This is a genomic window from Pontibacter qinzhouensis, assembly GCF_008017455.1.
GTDB classification, from domain to species: domain Bacteria; phylum Bacteroidota; class Bacteroidia; order Cytophagales; family Hymenobacteraceae; genus Pontibacter; species Pontibacter qinzhouensis.
Map to the genome: position 1 here is coordinate 1 of NZ_VRTY01000113.1, position 17,882 is coordinate 17,882.

General features: G+C 48.8%; 13 protein-coding genes. 7 read left to right on the forward strand and 6 right to left on the reverse strand.

The window, feature by feature from the left end; genetic code table 11:
- The first annotated feature begins 171 nt into the window (after positions 1 to 171).
- The 4 genes from FVR03_RS20845 (at position 172) to FVR03_RS20860 (ending at position 4,433) form a co-directional block, all read left to right on the forward strand.
- A complete protein-coding gene (locus tag FVR03_RS20845; protein ID WP_187270247.1) occupies positions 172 to 1,470 on the forward strand; it encodes a hypothetical protein in 1,299 nt (432 codons plus the stop codon).
- A 45-nt stretch (positions 1,471 to 1,515) separates the two neighbouring features.
- Entirely contained in the window at positions 1,516 to 2,151 is a 636-nt protein-coding gene (locus FVR03_RS20850) for an acetyltransferase (protein WP_147923711.1), read from the forward strand.
- Positions 2,152 to 2,406: 255 nt separating this feature from the next.
- Complete coding sequence (gene trhO / locus FVR03_RS20855) at positions 2,407 to 3,372, forward strand: oxygen-dependent tRNA uridine(34) hydroxylase TrhO (protein ID WP_147923712.1); 966 nt, start codon at positions 2,407 to 2,409, stop codon at positions 3,370 to 3,372.
- A 203-nt stretch (positions 3,373 to 3,575) separates the two neighbouring features.
- Positions 3,576 to 4,433: a nucleoside phosphorylase gene (locus FVR03_RS20860; RefSeq protein ID WP_147923713.1), complete on the forward strand. Its 858-nt coding sequence runs from the start codon at positions 3,576 to 3,578 to the stop codon at positions 4,431 to 4,433.
- Positions 4,434 to 4,636: 203 nt separating this feature from the next.
- On the opposite strand, the gene FVR03_RS20865 is transcribed toward FVR03_RS20860, so the two are convergent.
- The 3 genes from FVR03_RS20865 to FVR03_RS20875 all read right to left on the reverse strand — a co-directional run bounded on the left by FVR03_RS20865 (position 4,637) and on the right by FVR03_RS20875 (position 8,181).
- Positions 4,637 to 4,924: a hypothetical protein gene (locus FVR03_RS20865; protein ID WP_147923714.1), complete on the reverse strand. Its 288-nt coding sequence runs from the start codon at positions 4,922 to 4,924 to the stop codon at positions 4,637 to 4,639.
- 330 nt (positions 4,925 to 5,254) lie between these two features.
- Positions 5,255 to 6,649, reverse strand: a complete 1,395-nt coding sequence (locus FVR03_RS20870; RefSeq protein ID WP_147923715.1) for a dihydrolipoamide acetyltransferase family protein — start codon at positions 6,647 to 6,649, stop codon at positions 5,255 to 5,257.
- 272 nt (positions 6,650 to 6,921) lie between these two features.
- A complete protein-coding gene (locus tag FVR03_RS20875; RefSeq protein WP_147923716.1) occupies positions 6,922 to 8,181 on the reverse strand; it encodes a competence/damage-inducible protein A in 1,260 nt (419 codons plus the stop codon).
- Positions 8,182 to 8,357: 176 nt separating this feature from the next.
- Between FVR03_RS20875 and FVR03_RS20880 the strand changes: the two genes are divergently transcribed.
- The 3 genes from FVR03_RS20880 to FVR03_RS20890 all read left to right on the forward strand — a co-directional run bounded on the left by FVR03_RS20880 (position 8,358) and on the right by FVR03_RS20890 (position 13,847).
- The gene (locus FVR03_RS20880; protein WP_147923717.1) at positions 8,358 to 9,086 is read left to right on the forward strand and encodes a DUF4197 domain-containing protein; all 729 of its coding nucleotides are present in this window, start codon (positions 8,358 to 8,360) and stop codon (positions 9,084 to 9,086) included.
- A gap of 148 nt (positions 9,087 to 9,234) precedes the next feature.
- Complete coding sequence (locus FVR03_RS20885; protein ID WP_147923718.1) at positions 9,235 to 10,515, forward strand: erythromycin esterase family protein; 1,281 nt, start codon at positions 9,235 to 9,237, stop codon at positions 10,513 to 10,515.
- Between the two features lie 401 nt (positions 10,516 to 10,916).
- Complete coding sequence (locus FVR03_RS20890; RefSeq protein WP_147923719.1) at positions 10,917 to 13,847, forward strand: ligand-binding sensor domain-containing protein; 2,931 nt, start codon at positions 10,917 to 10,919, stop codon at positions 13,845 to 13,847.
- Positions 13,848 to 14,541: 694 nt separating this feature from the next.
- On the opposite strand, the gene FVR03_RS20895 is transcribed toward FVR03_RS20890, so the two are convergent.
- The 3 genes from FVR03_RS20895 to FVR03_RS20905 all read right to left on the reverse strand — a co-directional run.
- On the reverse strand, positions 14,542 to 14,820 hold the full coding sequence (locus tag FVR03_RS20895; RefSeq protein ID WP_147923720.1) for a hypothetical protein: 279 nt from the start codon (positions 14,818 to 14,820) through the stop codon (positions 14,542 to 14,544).
- Between the two features lie 33 nt (positions 14,821 to 14,853).
- Positions 14,854 to 15,744 (reverse strand): glycoside hydrolase family 16 protein, encoded by an 891-nt coding sequence (locus FVR03_RS20900; protein WP_147923721.1) that lies wholly within the window; start codon positions 15,742 to 15,744, stop codon positions 14,854 to 14,856.
- A gap of 35 nt (positions 15,745 to 15,779) precedes the next feature.
- On the reverse strand, positions 15,780 to 17,882 hold a 2,103-nt coding region (locus FVR03_RS20905; protein ID WP_147923722.1), incomplete at its 5' end, for a glycoside hydrolase family 3 N-terminal domain-containing protein.

The window sequence follows — 17,882 nt, forward strand, 5'->3', positions numbered from 1 at the left end:
GAAAGAAGCATCGAACAAAATTACAAGGCAATATGAGGAACTGGGCTGGAAAGCTGTTTCGGCAGCAGACAACCAGGCGGCCATCGGTTTATATCAGCGGTACTGCCAGCCGGTACACTGCCTGCGCTGTGCCGTTGGGCATAAGATTCTGAAACAAAATACGCATACCTTTTGAGCCAGCTGCTGTATGTCCTGCTAAACCTGCTGCTTCTTATCGGGCTGATCTTTGTATTAAGGCAACAGGTATGGAGTAAAGGCCTGGGCTTGAACTTTTACCCAGCATTGCTGCTCAAACTGCTGGCTGGAGTGCTTCTGGGTTTGCTGTACCACCACTACTACGGTGCCGGCGACACGATTACCTACCACAAAGCGTCTCTTCGCCTAAGAGATTATGCATTTTTAAGTCCCACGGGCTACGTCCGGCTAATACTCTTTAATGAGTTCGAAAGTGAGGCCTTCCGGTCTACTGTTCCCTTTTCTGCCAATCCAGGGTTTTCAAATTCTTTTTATTTTATTAAGATGGATAGTGTGCTCAACCTTATAACAGGCGGCAACTATTATATAAAAAGCCTTTATTACTCTTTGTTCAGCTTCTGCGGGGCAGTTTGCTTAGTAGCTAGCCTAGCACATGTTTTTCCTGGAACAAAACGGGCAGCTGTTGTCGCTTTCCTGTTTTTCCCGACAGTGGTGTTCTGGGGCTCGGGCCTTTCGAAAGATAGCGTGCTCATGGGCAGTATGTGCTGGGTGGTGGCGTTTGTGCTGGATCTGGCGCACAGAAATATAAAGGTGCTGCAGGTGTTGCTGGGGCTACTGATGCTGTATGTTTTTATCCGGATCAAAGTGTTTATGGCGGCAGCTTTAATTGGCATATTAGCGGCTTACCTCCTGATACAGTGGCTGGCCAGGTTCAGTTTGCAGCTGCAGCGAGAGAGAACGCAGTTAATTCTCCTGTTAAGCTTAACAGTTGGTGTGGGTCTGCTCCTGATGCTGTCGGTGGGTATTTTTAATCCGGTTTTCCTGTTCTGGCAGATTGTTACTTCACATGATGCTATACTGGCGCAGTCGCTGCACGGGCCACACATTCAGTTTCATCAGCTGGAGCCTGGTTGGCAAGGCATCCTAATAAATATGCCAAAAGCTTTTTTCAGTGCAGTTTACAGGCCTTTTCTGTTCGAATCGTGCCAGCCCCTCTACTTGTTATTAGGCGCTGAAAATTTTATACTCCTCCTCTTATCGATGTTGTCCGTTGCCTCCCTTTTGCGCAGAGGCAGCAGTTGGCATATGCCACCTTTTTATGTGGCTTTGTTCCTGTTTGTCGTTCTAACAGCTATTTTAACGGGGTTAAGTACGCCAAACTTTGGCTCGTTGAGCCGGTACCGTATCATTTTTATGCCTTTTCTGGTGTACCTGCTCCTGCAGAGTTATTATGCGCGGGAGCTATTGCAGCGGGTAAACAGCATACATTTTTAAAACGCCTGCTTCTTCGTACCTTTGCAAATTAAGTTTAAAAGAGACATGCAAAACCCTGTAATAATACTTGGTGCCCAGCAGTTGGGTACCGCCGCCCTCGATATCTTCAGCAGCAACAACGTAATCGTGTATTGTTTCCTGGACGATAGTGAGAACCTGCAGCAGACGGAGATCAACAACGTATCGGTGATGAGCCGCACCGAAGACAGTGAGTTTCTGAAACTGATCGGCAAAAAGTGCGATGTGTTTGTGGCTGTAGAAGATGCCGCCGCCCGCAAAGGCCTGATCAAGATGCTGAAATCGGAGTACGAGGTGGTGCCGGTAAACGCTATTCATAAGTTCAGTGCGGTGTCGGAACATGCCTGGCTGGGCCACGGCAACATGGTAAGTGCCGGTGCTATCATAAATAACAACAGCAAGATCGGCGACAACTGCATTATTCAGTCCAGAGCGTTGGTAGACACGAAGGCTGAGATAGGAGATTTTGTGCACATTGGGGCCGGAGCAATCATCAATTCCGAAGTGGTGGTAGAAGAAGGAGCCTTTATAGGTTCCGGAGCCGTTATTGTGTCGGGTGTGAAGATCGGGAAGAACGCCCGTGTGGGAGCCGGTTCGGTGGTAGTAGCCAATGTGCCTGCCAAAGCCACTGTGTTCGGAAACCCTGCTGCACCCATTAAATAAACTTTTTGCCGGTGCGCTGCTGTTACAGGAGCAAAACTGATACAGATCATTTTACGGGGCTGCAGCTGTTGCTAATTTGCGCCTCGTTCTTTAAAACAAGAAATTACCCTTGGCACCCAAACAGGCATATTGCTTTGGAAGGTCAAAATCATTAGAATAATTTAGTTGAAGGAGAGGAGCTAACATCAAATTCACTCATTCACTCAACCACATATTCAAAATTAAAAAACAACACTTAGTTGAACCTAAGCCGTTATGAACAAAGACTATAGCATTTTGCTTTACTATTGCTACGCGCCAATAGAAGATCCTGAAACTTTTCGTGAAGAGCATCACCTGCTTTGCCTGGAGCTGAACCTGCTCGGCCGCATTATTGTGTCGGCTGAAGGGCTGAACGGTACCGTGTCGGGGCTTGTGGCCGATTGTGAGAAGTACATGGCCGCCGTAAAAGCCGACCCTCGTTTTGCCGGCATCGACTTTAAAGCAGACTATGCCGACAAGCATGCGTTTGCCAAACTGCACGTGCGCCACAAGCGCGAGATCGTGCACTCCAGCCTGCTGCACCTAAAGCCTTACGAGAAAACAGGCAAACACATGGAGCCATCGGAGTTCAAGCTTATAAAAGACAGCGATGATGTGGTGCTGGTAGATGTGCGCTCCGATTACGAGCATTCGGTTGGCCATTTTAAAGGCGCTCTTCGCTTTAACATCGAGAATTTCCGCGATTTTCCGGAGAAGGTGGAGGAACTGAAGCAGTTCAAAGACAAAAAGATTGTGACCTACTGCACCGGCGGCGTAAAGTGCGAGAAAGCAAGTGCCTTTCTGTTGGAGCAGGGCTTCGAGAATGTGTACCAGCTGCATGGCGGCATCATTAAATATGGCCTCGAAGAAGGTGGCGAAGACTTTGAAGGCAAATGTTACGTGTTCGATAACCGTGTAGCCGTGGATGTAAACAAGGTGAACCCGACAGTTGTTTCTGAATGCCACGTGTGCGGCACCAAGAGCGACCGTATGGTAAACTGCGCCAACCCGGAGTGTAACATTCATGTACCGATCTGTGAGAACTGCGGATGGGAACTGGAAGGCGCCTGCTCCGACACCTGCAAAACTCACCCCGAAAAGCGAGTCTACAACGGCACCGGCTATTACCAGAAAGAGTTAAATGGATATAATCCATTGAAAGGATTTAGCCGCCGCAAAGAAAAAGACGTATCTAGGTAAGCATAATCTGAAATATAAGAAAAGCGTGTGTTTAAAAGGCCACGCTTTTTTTATTTATTGCATAAGTAGGAGCTTCTGGTAAAGGCCTTGGCGCCTAAAACGAAAAAAGTCTTCGGAAGGCCAATTTCATTAGAATAATTGCAGCCTTACCATGAATACTCTGCCTAAATACCCGTTTTACATTCACCACAACACCACAAGCCATGACTGCAATTCCAGCATCTGAACTCATCCTGAACCCGAACGGCTCTATTTATCATCTGAACCTGTTGCCCGAGCAAATTTCCGACACCATTATAACGGTTGGCGACCCGGACCGGGTAGGGGCCGTGAGCAAGTACTTCGACGAGATAGAATGCCATGTGGTGAAGCGGGAGTTCATAACCCAGACCGGCTATTACAAAGGCAAACGCATTACTGTTATCTCAACGGGCATGGGCACCGACAACATCGATATTCTGATGAACGAACTGGATGCCCTGGTAAACATCGACTTTGTGTCGCGGGAGCCGAACCCGGAGCCTATTTCGCTGAAGATTGTGCGTATTGGTACCTCCGGTTCTCTGCAGGAAACAGTGCCGCTGGGAAGTTTGTTAGCGTCGCATTACGCCGTTGGCTTAGATACACTCATGCAGTTTTACCCGCTGGAGCAGAGCCAGGCGGAGCAGGAAATTACTAAAGCTTTGCAAGAGGCGTTGAGTATTGGCTTTCAGCCGTACTGCGTTAACGGTTCGCTGCACCTCATTAACCAGATTGGCTACGACATGATTCCGGGCAACACCCTTACATGCCCCGGTTTCTACGCCCCGCAAGGCCGTGCGCTGCGCGGCGGCTTGCTGAACCAGCAGTTGCTGGATGTGTACCAGAACTTCAGCCTGGGCGATTTCAGGTTCACCAATTTTGAAATGGAAACAGCGGGCTATTACAGCATGGCTCGTTTGCTGGGCCACGAAGTGCTCTCGCTCAATGCCATTGTAGCTAACCGCATCACCAAAGAATTTGCGAAAGATGCCGATGGAGTTATAGATGACCTGATCGTGAAAGTACTCGAACGGATTTAAGCCTGGAACTAAAGTAGCACGAAAACCTTTGGAAGGGCAATTTCATGAGAATAATTTGGTTGTGAAGTTACTGTTTGTGTGTTGCAGTTGCAGTGTACCAGGCAGATCAAGTAGCCAACCGCTTATACATGGAAGCGCCTGCAGAAGACTAATCTTCTGCAGGCGCTTCATTATTTTAAATAGTTTGTGAGGTAAAGGGTATGTTAGCAGTTCTCTACTTTTACAATAGATTTTAGCGGCAGAAAAGTACCAGCTTTTAGCATTACAAATTTATCGTCGTTGGCCCACACTGTGGTTTCTACTGTTTTCAGTTCGCCCTCATCGGTTCTAAAAGTAATAGCTGCTTTGTTACGATAGGCATTACCTAAAATAGTAGCGCGGTTTATGTCGTATGAGCGGCGGCTACGGGCATTCGGGTCTTTTAATACATCTTCTTTACTAAAATGTAAAGTTGAAATTCTTTCTTTCTCAATCAAATTTGCGGTCTTCATATAGGGCGTATATGTCTTTTGAATTTTTAGCTTACTATCGTTTGTTAGTATAACGACCGAATATATTATTTTAGTTCTGAAGAGGCAAATTATTTTTTAGGTTGTTATAGAAAAAATATATAAACCTGAATTGCTGAAAGTAGTAATCAAAAAAAATAACTACCTGTAAATGAGTGGCAGTAGCAGCAGGAGGCATGCTTGTGCTGGTTCTGAAACAAAAAGCCTACCCCGGATTAGGAGCAGGCTTTTTGTTTCAGAACCAGCTGCTTATTAAAATATTGCAAGAAGCGATCGCGTTCTTTTCTTAAAGCAGGATCCTTTAATTCAAAATCAGATAACGGTATTAGGGTCAAAGTTCTCGAGGTAATCAGCAACGCGGCGTACAAACATGCCACCCAATGAGCCGTCTACTACACGGTGGTCGTAGGAGTGCGACAGGAACATGAAATGACGGATACCGATCAGGTCGCCTTCAGGAGTTTCGATTACTGCAGGCTTTTTCTTGATAGCACCTACTGCCAGAATAGCTACCTGCGGCTGCATGATAATAGGAGTACCCATTACGTTCCCAAAAGAACCGACATTGGTAAGCGTATAAGTGCCACCGGAAAGGTCGTCTGGTGTAAGTTTGTTGGCGCGCCCTCTGTTGGCCAGGTCATTTACTTTTTTTGTGAGGCCGTTCAGGTTCATCTGGTCGGCCTGTTTTATGTTTGGCACAATCAGGTTGCCACTTGGCAACGCCACTGCCATGCCAATGTTTATGTCTTTATGGCGGATAATGTTAGTGCCGTCCACGGAGATGTTGATCATCGGGAAGTCTTTGATAGCCTTTACAATAGCCTCTATAAACAAAGGCGTAAAGGTCAGGTTCTCGCCTTCACGTTTTTTGTACACATCTTTCCACTTGTTGCGCCAGTTTACGAGGTTGGTAACATCGGCTTCAACAAACGAGGTAACGTGTGGCGATACCCGTTTGCTTTCTACCATGCGGTCGGCGATCATGCGGCGCATGCGGTCCATCTCTATAATTTCGGAGGAGCCGCTGAACGATGGGGCAGGTTTGGCAGCAGCAGGTTGTGGAGTTGCTTTTGGCTGCTCTTGCTGTTGTGGGGCTGCTGCAGGGGCCGGAGCTTCTGCCTGTACCGCTGCTGTGGCAGGGGCTGGCTGGCTTACTGGTTGTGCCGGGGCAGCGGCTGGTGCCTGGCCACGGGTTTTCAGGTAAGCCATCATATCTTTCTTCGATACACGACCATCAAGACCTGTGCCCGGTATGTATTCCAACTCCTCCATCGATATGCCTTCTTCGCGGGCAATATTAATAACAAGTGGAGAGTAGAAACGGCCCTGAGCAGGCTTTTCCAGTTTTTGTGCTGCGGTTGCAGTCTCTGTCTCTGCTATGGCAGGTTCTTCAGCTGCTTCTGGTTCTGTTGCAACAGCTTCAGCTGTGTTGGGTGTAGCCTCTTCGGTAGTAGTTGCTTCTTCGCCGTTGGTGCTGATAATGGCAATGGGCGCACCCACAGCCACTACGTCGCCCTCCTGAACCAGTATTTCTTTTAATATTCCTGCCTCTATAGCCGGAACTTCAGTGTCCACTTTGTCTGTCGCTACCTCCAGCACCGATTCGTCTTCTTCAATGGGGTCGCCCACTTTCTTAAGCCATTTCAGAACAGTGCCTTCCATGATACTCTCGCCCATTTTAGGCATTACCATTTCTACAAGTGCCATGCGTCTTCGTTAATTGATCGTTATTAGTGGATCGTATTTGAAAAAGGAGAATGAACCGCTTCCTGATTTACGATAGGCTTACGCAAATTTCGAGGTTTGGCCTGCGCTACCGGTAAGTTACAGGCAAAAAATCTGTGACTTACAACCGTTATTCTCCCGATAAGCTGTTCATACTACTTTTGTATGGCCTGATAGCTAACCAGAACCGTATTTTGGTACAAAAAGTACGTGGTATTTTTTCTTTAAATACAGACAAAGGTAAGGATTTTGGGCTATTCCTCAACGGTTCCGGTTAAACTTTGCCGGATCAGGTTAAGGGCAACCATGGCTGTGTACTCTATATTCAGTAGCCTGCCTTTGTTGTAACGCAGGAGCTTGGTTACTGTTTTTTCTTTGTCGGCATAGGCTATCCAGATGGTTCCCACGGGCTTATCTGGAGTGCCGCCATCGGGGCCGGCAACGCCGCTTGTCGCTATGCCAACATTCGTCCCAAATTTCAGTCGCACGTTCTCAGCCATCTCACGCACCACCTCTTCGCTTACTGCACCGTGCTGCGCCAGGGTTTCGGGGTTTACTTTTAGCTCCTTTACCTTTACATCGTTATGGTAGGCAATTACGCTGCCCATAAAATACATGGAACTACCGGCAATGCTGGTAATTTTGTGTGCCAGGTAGCCTCCCGTGCAGCTCTCGGCGGTGGCAATGGTGTAGTTGCGGGCATTCAGCAGCATGCCCACCACTTCTTCCAGGCTTATTTCGCCGTACGCAAAAATATACGGAGAAATCAGGTCGGTAAGCTGGTTCAGTTGCTCCAGCAGGTCGTCTTCCAGCTTTTCAGGTTCTTGTCCGGTGCCGGTTAGCCGTAGCCTTACCCCGTTTATGTGCGGCAGGTACGCCAGCCTGATGTGCGGGGGCAGGTTCGTTTCCCAGGGTTCCAGTGTTTCGGCGAGCGTAGATTCGGGTATGCCTACCGTCTGCACCACTTTATGAATAATCTGGGGCGTATCGAAGAACTCCTTCAGGCGCGGCAGCACAATGTCGGTCATCATGCGCTTCATCTCAAAGGGCACACCCGGCATCGATACAAACACTTTCCCGTCTTCCTCGAACCACATGCCCGGCGCCGTTCCGATGGCGTTCCGGACGGGAGTGCAAGCGGCTGGCAAAAAGGCTTGTTGCCGGTTCAGTTCGCTTAGTTCTATGTTTCGGTTTTTAAAAATGGCTTTTACATCGGCCAGCGATGGTTCGTGCAGCTGCAGCTCGGTGTTAAAATAAGCTGTCAGAACGGTTTTGGTAAGATCATCCTTAGTGGGGCCGAGGCCACCGGTCATCAGAATAACATCGGCGCGGGTGCGGGCATCGTTCAGGGCGGCCACAATATGGCTAACCTCATCCGACACTGACGTGATCTGCTTTACCCTGATGCCCAATTTTGTAAGCTCTGTGCCCATCCAGGCGGAATTCGTGTCTACTATCTGCCCGAATAGGATTTCGTCTCCTATGGTTATGATCTCTGCCGTGACCGTTCTCATTTTGTACTTTGGTCTGATTTATGATTAAGAATAAAAAACTCGTGCCATACCAATTTGTTTTAGATCAAGAGAAATTGAAAGCCAGAAACTAAAGCCTGCTGGAGAATAATTTCTAATTTTGAATTTCTAATTTTTAATTTGCTGCAGCACTAGCTCCACATAAGTTCTTCTAAGATATGAGAAAAATTGTTTATTCTTCGTTTTTTGCCCTGGCGCTTGGTGCGTCGGCTTGTACAGTGGCCGACATACAGCGTACCGTAGATGGTGTAATGGCTGGTACAGGCGGGGCTGTAACCCGTGAGGAAGTGGCTTCAGGTTTGCGACAAGCCCTTGAAGTTGGTATCAGAAACGGTTCGGGCCAGGCTTCGCAGGAAGATGGTTACTATAAAAATTCACTGATCCGGATTCCGTTTCCGCAGGATGTGCAGCGCGTAGAGAATACCCTGCGGCAGGTAGGGCTGGGCAACGAAGTCGATAAGTTTATACTGACCCTGAACAGGGGTGCCGAGGATGCTGCCAAAAGTGCCGTACCAATTTTCGTGTCGGCCATCAAGCAGATGACGATCCAGGATGCCTGGGCTATTCTGAAAGGGGAGAAAGACGCAGCCACGCAATACCTGATTCGCACTACCTCGCCGCAGGTGCGCGATGCCTTTTTGCCTATTGTGCAGAAATCGCTGGAGAAAACAAACGCCACCCGCTACTACACCGATATTGTAACGCAGTACAACAAAATACCACTGGTGCAGAAGGTGAACCCGGACCTCGACCAGTATGCAACTCAAAAAGCTATGGATGGTCTGTTTCTTCTAATCGCGCAGGAAGAAGCCAATATCCGGGAAAATCCGGTTGCGCGAACTACGGACCTGCTGCGGCGCGTGTTTACAAAAGAAAATCAATCCTGAAATACCATCGCTTTACCCTTGCAGGCCCCCGCTTTACTACAAAAGTAGAGCGGGGGCTTTTGTTTTACAGAACTTTAGGAGCCAAAAAAAAGTACAATACAGCAAATTTTTCGGAACCTGGTTTACAGCCTGCAGTAAGTTTGAAATTATGGCAAAAGCACCATTTACATACATCCCGCTTACAAAAGAGAAGGACCTTGATTTTTTGCTGGAGGAGATAGGCGATGCGCGTATTGTGATGTTGGGCGAAGGCTCGCATGGCACCTCCGAGTACTACACCTGGCGCACGGCTATTACCCGCCGCTTAGTGGTGGAAAAGGGCTTTGGGTTTGTGACAGTAGAAGGCGACTGGCCGGAGTGTTATGCCCTGAACCGTTTTATAAAAGGTTATGAGAAGTCGGGCTCCAAAATTGCCGATGTACTGCAGGTGTACCGCCGCTGGCCTACCTGGATGTGGGCTAACTGGGAGGTGGCTGCGCTGGTGGAGTGGATGAAGGACGTTAACCACATACGCAATCTGCAGGAGAAAGTGGGCTTCTATGGGCTTGATGTATACAGCTTGTGGGAGTCGCTGGAGCAGGTGGTGCAATTTCTGAACCAGCAGGATGGGCAAGCCGCCGAAGCAGCCCGCCAGGCGCTGCAGTGCTTTGAACCCTACAACCGCGACCCGCAGCACTATGCCCAGGCCACTGCTTTTGTACCCACCGACTGCGAGCATGAAGTGGTGGAAATGCTGCAGCGCATCACCAGAAATACGAATTTCCCTGGTGATCAGGAACACGGCTTTAATGCAGAGCAAAACGCGCTGGTGGCCGTAAATGCCGAAAGGTATTACCGCGGCATGATTAAAGGCGGACCATCCTCCTGGAACATACGCGATACCCACATGATGGAAACGCTTGACCGCCTGCTGGAACTGCACGGGCCGGAGTCGAAGGCGATAATCTGGGCCCACAACACGCACATAGGTGATGCCCGCGCCACCGACATGGCCAACGACGGCATGGTGAACATTGGCCAGCTGGCCCGCGAAAAATACGGAAACGAGCAAGTGAAGCTGGTGGGGTTCGGAACCTACCAGGGTTCTGTTATCGCCAGTAAATCGTGGGGAGCACCTATGCAGAAAATGGACGTACCACCAGCACGACCAGGCAGCTGGGAAGCCATGTTACACGAGATAAGCGACGAAGATAAAATTATTTTATCAAAAGATCTGAGCCAGGTGCCGGAACTGCGCAAGCCATTGGGGCACCGGGCCATCGGGGTGGTGTACGACCCCAAGTTTGAGCAATACGGCAACTATGTTCCTTCTCAGATACAAGACCGGTACGATGCTTTTGTTTACTTAGACGAGAGCCAGGCGGTGCACCCGCTGCACCTGAAGCACAAAAGTGCTAAAGAACCCGAACTTTACCCCTGGAATTACTGATGTAGTTTCAGCTTGTAGCAGAAATACCTATAAAATTATTCTAATGAAATTGGCCTTCCAACAGGTTTCAGGAAGTTTTTTACCAAGGGTAGGCACACTGCGCGAGTTTGTTCATACAAGATCTGTTCCCAGAATTTCAAAGTTCTGTGCCTTCACATTTACAATTAAATAATAAGCAATTAACAAGCAGCAATTATTCTAATAGAAATGGCCTTCAAAAGCATAAATAGCCCTTTAAGGGTCAAGGGTTTCTTATGCTTTATGAGCGGAAATCTGTAAAATCTTAATTGAAAAAACTAACGGGTATTTGTTATATTTAAGGTGAATTTAACAGCAACATTCCAGTTCGAAACCAATGAAAGAACTGGTGATGTAGCAGCTTCACACTTAAACCATTATCCGTGAAAAAGTATTTGCTTGTCCTTTTTTTCTGCTGTTTGCAGGTGGCGCTTTGGGGCCAGGTAAAAAACGAAGGCATCCCTACCATCCGGAATTATACGCAGAAAGATTACAAGGCCGCCTCGCAGAACTGGGCCATTGTGCAGGACCACCGGGGGGTAATGTACTTCGGAAATAACTCCGGCATTCTGGAGTTCGATGGCAACTACTGGAACGTGATCGCGCTGGCAAACAGAACCAACGTGCGCTCGCTGGCCATCGATAAGAAAGGGCGCCTGTATGTGGGAGGGCAGGACGATTTTGGCTACCTGGTGCCGGATGCGCAGGGGCAGCTCACGTATGTGTCGCTGAAGCCGCAGATAGAAAAACAGTATCAGAATTTCGATGATGTCTGGAAAATTTATCCGGCCAGTGAAGGCGTTTACTTCTGCACCACCTCCGCCATTTATTTTCTGCAGCACAACAAAGTAAAAGTTTATAAAGTACCGGCCGAGAAAAGCGAAGTTGCCTTTTTCCTGCAGGAAAAGCTGTATGTGCCGGTTATCGGGCGGGGTATTTATGAGCTGAAGCAGGGGCAGATGGTGCTCATACCCAACAGCCAGGCGTTTAGCCAACGCGTAATTACAGCCATGCTGCCCGCTGCCGATAACAAAGTGTTGCTGGTAACAGAGCAGAACGGAATTTTTTTGTACGACGGCTACAGCCATTTTGAGCCCTGGGGAACTGAAGTGCACGATTTCCTGGCCGAGGCCAAGGCAGGCACCGCCATTGCGCTGGCAGAAGGGTACGCCATTGGCACCTCCCTCGATGGGCTGCTGCTGATAGATACCAACGGGCTGCCACGCCAGCACCTGAACCGCGATAACGGCCTGCAGAATAACACCATCCGGAGCATTTACCAGGATAATGCCGGTAACCTGTGGCTGGGCCTGAACAATGGCATCGATTACCTTGAAATTAACTCGCCGTTTACACTTTTCAATATAAAAAATGGTTTGCCCGGCACAGCCTATGCCTCGCTCATGGATAAAGACAGGCTCTACCTGGGTACCAGCGATGGCCTCTTTTACAAAAACTGGTCTAACACCGAAAGTCCGTTGCAAGCCTCTGCTTTCCGGCTTATCGGCAACTCGCAGGGGCAGGTATATAACCTGCAGAACATAGCGGGCCACCTGCTCTTGTCGCACCACGATGGTGCCTTTGAGGTGATAAATGATAAAGCGTATCGGCTCTCTGATCATCGGGGTGCCTGGCTGTTTATGCCACTAAAGACTTTTCCGGGCTACCTCATTTGTGGCACCTACTCCGGCCTGTACCTCTATAAACTGGTTAATGGCAACATGCAGTATCAGTGGAAAATAGATGGCTTTAATGAATCATCGAGGGTGATGGAGGAAGACGAGGAGGGGAACCTGTGGGTGGCGCATGGCTACAAAGGTGTTTACAAGATCAGACTCGATCCGTCGCTTACCAAAACGCAACAGGTTAGTTACTACAATGAGCAGCATGGTTTTCCGTCGAACCTGTTTATAAATGCGTTTAAAATAGGAGGGAAGCTTGTTTTTGCCGGTGAGCGTGGGGTGTTTTCTTATAACAAAGCCACCGATAGGTTTGTGGTGCATGAGGAGTTTAACAGGCTTTTCGAAAACAATGTGCATGTGCGGAAGCTGGTGGAAGACCAGAACGGAAACATCTGGTTTTCGGCGGGCGATGAACTGGGCATGCTGAAAAAGCAGCCAAACGGAAGTTATGAAGTGGAGAAAAAAGCCTTCAGCAAAATGAAAGGCAAGTTGGTAGGAGGCTTCGAGCATATTGCCTACTACGACCGCTCTAATGTGCTTTTTGGAACCGACGAAGGTTTTGTGCATTACCATCCGTCTTTTCTGCAGACCAGCAATGTAGACCATGTGTTTAATGCGCTAATCAGAAGAGTAGAGGCTGCTGCCGATGGCCAGGACTCGCTGGTATATGCCGGTGCTTTTGCTGAAAACGAGGTAGCGGCGGTGCAGCAGCCAGCTCACTTTTCGCCGCGCCTGCCTTATGCCTTCAACTCGGTTAAATTTACGTATGGAGCCATTTCTTACAGCGATGCCGATGGAATGGAATACCAGTATTTCCTGGAGGGGCACGATAAAAACTGGTCGCCCTGGACGAAGGTGCTACAGAAAGAGTACACGAACCTGCAGGAGGGAACCTACACATTTCAGGTGCGTGCCCGCGATATTTACAACCAGGTAAGCTCGGCAGCTACTTACCAGTTTGAGGTATCGCCACCGTGGTACAGGTCTATTTGGGCCTATGCCGTGTATGTGGTGCTTGGCCTGGGCGTGCTGTACCTGGTAAAGCAACTGGTAAGCCGGCACATAAACCAGACAAAGCTGAAACTGGAGCAGGAGCAGCAAAAAGCGTTACGATTAAAAGAGGCGCAGCATGCAGAAGAGGTGCTGAAAGCTGAAAAGGAAATAATAAAACTAAACAACAACCAGCTGGAAAACGAGCTAAACCTGAAGAACAAAGAGTTAGCCTCGTCGGCGATGCACGTGATGCACAGCCTGGAAACGATTGAGAAAGTGCGGTTTCAGCTACAGGACGTGATAGACCACGTAAACGACCGCGATGCCCTGCACCAGTTGCGCAAGGTCCTGAAATCGGTGGAGGAGGAGATAAAGTTTGAGAACAACTGGGAGCAGTTTGAGCTGCACTTCAACCAGATTCACGAAGATTTTCTGAAGCGCCTCCGAGATGATTTTCCGGAGCTTACTCACCGCGACATTAAACTCTGCGCCTACCTGCGCATGAACTTGTCGAGCAAGGAAATGGCCTCGCTGCTCAACCTTTCGCTGCGTGGCATCGAAACCAGCCGCTACCGCATCCGCAAAAAAATGAACCTAGAGCAGGAGGTAAATCTGGCAGAGTTTATTCTGAAGTATTAAAGAGTTTTCAGCCCTTGGATTAAAATGGCCTTTTAAGCTTTGGAAGGCTGTTTTTATTAGGATAATTTGTTTTTGCAGTAGTTAAGAGGCACTTATTTTGATTTATAAAAAGCTAATTTTATTCCCCTTTCTGTCATCCTGAAAGGATCTTGTGGGCGAGATCCTTCAGCAGAGGCTACTGGCGTTAGAGTCTAGGTTCGCATAGCATCTGCTTTCCTTGCTTCTTCAAACTGAAGTTGTTTTATAGCTGGCTTTCTTGTTCTTTTTGTCTTTGTGCCATTGCCGTCAGATTAAGCTTTAAGAATTTAAAAGTATGCTAAGGTACTTTTACAGAAAACACTTTTCCTGGTCATTCTGAGCCTGCCGAAGAAACTATTTTTTGAAAACAGTGTTGGTGATTAATGGTAATTATCAAATCTGACAAGGGGCTTTAAGTATTGAAAATAAAAAAGCAAATGTTCTTACAGTCACTTAATCCTGGAAAAGGAAGTTTCGGAATACCACATCACACTAATCTACCTTATTGGATAGTTGTTCCATCAATTATCATCTTGGCCGTTCTGATAGCAATAGTTGTTTATAAGTATAAAAAAGAGAGAATTAAACGAAGTAAGGTTGAATTAGAAGAAATTGCTATAGCAGAATTGACTAGGAAAAGGCATGAAACGAAAAAACATCTTCCGTCAACAAATCCCTAGACCTTAGGTTCGGCTAAAGCCGCACTCAAAGCCTCCATGAGTCCGGAATGCCACGCATAGCAAACAGACTGTCTTTGCGATATAGATCCTTCGGCATGCTCAGGATGACCTTCTTTAACAAACTTAGCCTGACGGCTATGTTGTTGATACAAAAAGAACCAAAAAACAAGACCCGCCAAACTTGCTGAACGCTTGAACAGTGCCGGCTCATTAAGTGCACCTGAAAGGTTTTTGCGCTGTAGCAATAGTAATATTTCCCACTTAGCTAAAGCCATTTTTGAAGCTTCTTTACCAGCTGATATCTTTTATCAAGAATCCTCCTCCGGTAGTTTATAAACCCGGGCATAATCTACGAGCATTTGCTGTGGGAAAGTGGTGGTGGTGTCGGGGTTGCCGCCAAAGTCGCCGCCTACTGCCAGGTTCAGAATCAGGTAGAAACGGCTGTTGTAGGGGTAATGCTCCGGGGCAATGGTTTCGGGGGTTACTTCATAGAACTGCTGCCCATCTACATACCACCTGATCAGGTCTTTGCTCCAGGTAATAGAAAAGATGTGGAAGTCGTCGCTGAAGGTGCCGGTGGGCAGGTCGTATTCTCCGCTGATGTTCTTGTTGCCCGGCCAGGTGGTACCGTAGTGGATGGTGCCGAGCACCTGGTTCGGTGTTTTGCCCCGAAGTTCCATTATGTCCAGTTCGCCGCTTTTGGGCCAGCCGCCATACACGTCGTCGGTGGGCATCATCCAGATGGCGGGCCAAATGCCCTGGCCCGATGGTAATTTGGCCCGAACTTCTACCTTGCCAAATTGCCAATCGCCTTTGCCTTTGGTTCGGAGGCGGGCAGAGGTGTAGTTTGCCTCCCGTAATCGCTCTTGTTTTGCTTCTATCACCAAAAAGCCATCTTTTGTAAAGGCATTAGTGGCGCGGTTGGTGTAGGCTTGCAGTTCGTTGTTGTGCCATTTGTCGCCTACTTCCATTTCCCATTTGCTGGTGTCAAGATTAGGGCTGTCGAACTCATCGCTCCAGACCAGTTTTGAGAAAGCTTCGGGTGTAGGTGCCGTTGCTGGTTGGGCCGTTGCAGGAGTTGTAGCTGCTGTGCCAGCCGAATCGGTTGGAAGGCCGGAGGTGCAGCCAATACACAGGTACCCTAGGAGGGCAAAAGCGTAAAATGGCTTCGGAAGGGCAATTCTATTAGAATAATTCATAAGGCTACCTGATTAAACTATTGAACTTGCTGTTGCTATTCTGTTAAAGTGAATTTCTTCACCAGTTCACCAATCCGGATTTCGAACTCACCTGCCTCCACTACTTTTTTGCCGTGCAGGTTGGTGTAGGCCAGGTCATCTGGGGTGAGGGTGAAGGTAAGGGTCTGGCTCTGTCCGGGCTTCAGGTCTATCTTTTCGAAGCGGCGCAGCCTTTTCACATCAGGGGTGATGTCGGAGGCGTAGAGGTCGGAGGTATAGAGGTGCACGGTTTCTTTGCCTGCTACTTTGCCTGCGTTGCTAACCTCCACGGTAACGGTTAGCTGCTCGTTTTTGCCAAGCTGCTCCTTGCTCAGTTGCAGATTGTTGTACCGGAAAGTGGTGTAGCTCAGGCCATGGCCAAAAGGAAACTGCGGATTGAAATCGGCTTCGTAGTTGTATACGCCTTCGGCTTTGGTCTGCTCCTCGGAGCTTTTGTGAATGTAAGAGATGGTGGCGTTGGGGTAGCGGGGGTAGGTGTAGGGTAATTTTCCTGATGGATTTACATCGCCAAAAAGTACATCGGCAGCGGCGTTGCCTCCAAAATTGCCGGGCTGGTACAGCTGCACAATGGCTCTCATCTGCTGCTCAATTCTGCTGATAATGCGTGGCCGACCTTCGCTCAGCACCAGCACCACTGGTTTGCCAGTGGCAGCCATTTTACGCGCCAGCTCCGTCTGCAGTTCCGATAAATAAAGGTCGTTCAGGTCGCCGGGTTTTTCAGTGGAGGTGTTTTCGCCGAGGCAAAGGATAATTACGTCTGCGTCACGGGCTGCTGCCACGGCTTCGTCGAGTTGGTCGGCTGCTTCTTCGTAGTACTTGCCGCCTGGTTTGTAGCTCACGCCTGGTACGTAGGTCACGTTGCCAGCTCCGATCTCCTGCTGCACGGCCTCTAGTATGGTGTTGTAATTAGCGGCAAACTCATCTACTTTGTCGCCTTGCCAGGAGTAGGTCCAGGCGCCGTTGAGAGTGCGCATATTTTTGGCGTTGGGGCCGGTAACCAATACTTTGCTGTTCTTTGCCAGTGGCAAGGTTTGCTGTTCGTTTTTGAGCAGGGTAATCGATTCGGCTGCCATCTGGTAAGCAGCCTCCTCGAATTCTTTGCTGCCAAACTTCGGGTAATCTTTTGGGTTGGTAGTGGGTTTCTCGAAGAGGTTAAGGGCAAACTTTACCCGCAGAATCCGGCGCACCGCATCGTCTACGCGCTCCTGCTTTACCTTGCCTTCTTTTACCAGCTCCACCAGCCCCTGGCAGAAAGGCTCGTACTGGTACGGAATCATAGACATGTCTACGCCTGCGTTTATGGCCAGCATAATAGCCTCTTTGTCGGTAGCGGCAATTTTATCGCGGCGGTGCAGGTTTTCGATATCGGCCCAATCGGTTACAACCAGTCCCTTAAAGCCCAGTTCCTCTTTTAATAATTTGGTGAGCAGGTCGTGGTTGGCGTGTACCGGTATACCGTTTATAATACCAGAGTTCACCATCAGGGTGTGCGAACCAGCGGCTACAGCTGCTTTAAAAGAAGGTAAATGGTACTCCCGCAGCGCCTCTTCCGACAAGTAAGTAGGCGTTCTGTCTTTGCCGGATGTTGGAACCTGGTAACCGAGAAAGTGCTTCATGTTAGAAGCCACATGTTCCGGGTGGCCGATATCGTTTTTTTCTCCTTCGTAGCCTTTAATAATAGCCACTCCCAGTTCTGCTGCCAGGTAAGGATCTTCGCCAAACGATTCGAACTGGCGCGGGAAACGCGGGTCAGAGCCAAGGTCGAGTACAGGCGAGAAGGTCCAGGGGATGGAGCTGGCGCGCGTTTCGTAGGCGGTTATTTCGGCTCCACGTCTTACTAAAGCCCGGTTGCGGCTGGCAGCCTGCCCGATCTGCTGCGGAAACATGGTAGCGCCGGCGGTGTAGGTGGCTCCATGAATTTCATCTACCCCATAAATCACCGGAATTTTTAGCCGGGTCTGCTTTATCGCCACTTCCTGTATTTCAGAAATTATCTGGTACCACTTCTGCGGGGTTAGCGCGCGGTTGTTGGCGGTGTTCAGCACTGAACCTATTTTATACTCTACCAGCGCCTTTTTCAGCTCAGCCTGGTCGAGGCT

Excerpts from the sequence above, each read along its gene's own strand:
- FVR03_RS20850 (WP_147923711.1), top strand. The coding sequence starts at position 1,516 with ATGCAAAACCCTGTAATAATACTTGGTGCCCAGCAGTTGGGTACCGCC.
- trhO (WP_147923712.1), top strand. The coding sequence starts at position 2,407 with ATGAACAAAGACTATAGCATTTTGCTTTACTATTGCTACGCGCCAATA.
- FVR03_RS20860 (WP_147923713.1), top strand. The coding sequence starts at position 3,576 with ATGACTGCAATTCCAGCATCTGAACTCATCCTGAACCCGAACGGCTCT.
- FVR03_RS20865 (WP_147923714.1), bottom strand. The coding sequence starts at position 4,924 with ATGAAGACCGCAAATTTGATTGAGAAAGAAAGAATTTCAACTTTACAT.
- FVR03_RS20870 (WP_147923715.1), bottom strand. The coding sequence starts at position 6,649 with ATGGCACTTGTAGAAATGGTAATGCCTAAAATGGGCGAGAGTATCATG.
- FVR03_RS20875 (WP_147923716.1), bottom strand. The coding sequence starts at position 8,181 with ATGAGAACGGTCACGGCAGAGATCATAACCATAGGAGACGAAATCCTA.
- FVR03_RS20880 (WP_147923717.1), top strand. The coding sequence starts at position 8,358 with ATGAGAAAAATTGTTTATTCTTCGTTTTTTGCCCTGGCGCTTGGTGCG.
- FVR03_RS20885 (WP_147923718.1), top strand. The coding sequence starts at position 9,235 with ATGGCAAAAGCACCATTTACATACATCCCGCTTACAAAAGAGAAGGAC.
- FVR03_RS20895 (WP_147923720.1), bottom strand. The coding sequence starts at position 14,820 with ATGGCTTTAGCTAAGTGGGAAATATTACTATTGCTACAGCGCAAAAAC.
- FVR03_RS20900 (WP_147923721.1), bottom strand. The coding sequence starts at position 15,744 with ATGAATTATTCTAATAGAATTGCCCTTCCGAAGCCATTTTACGCTTTT.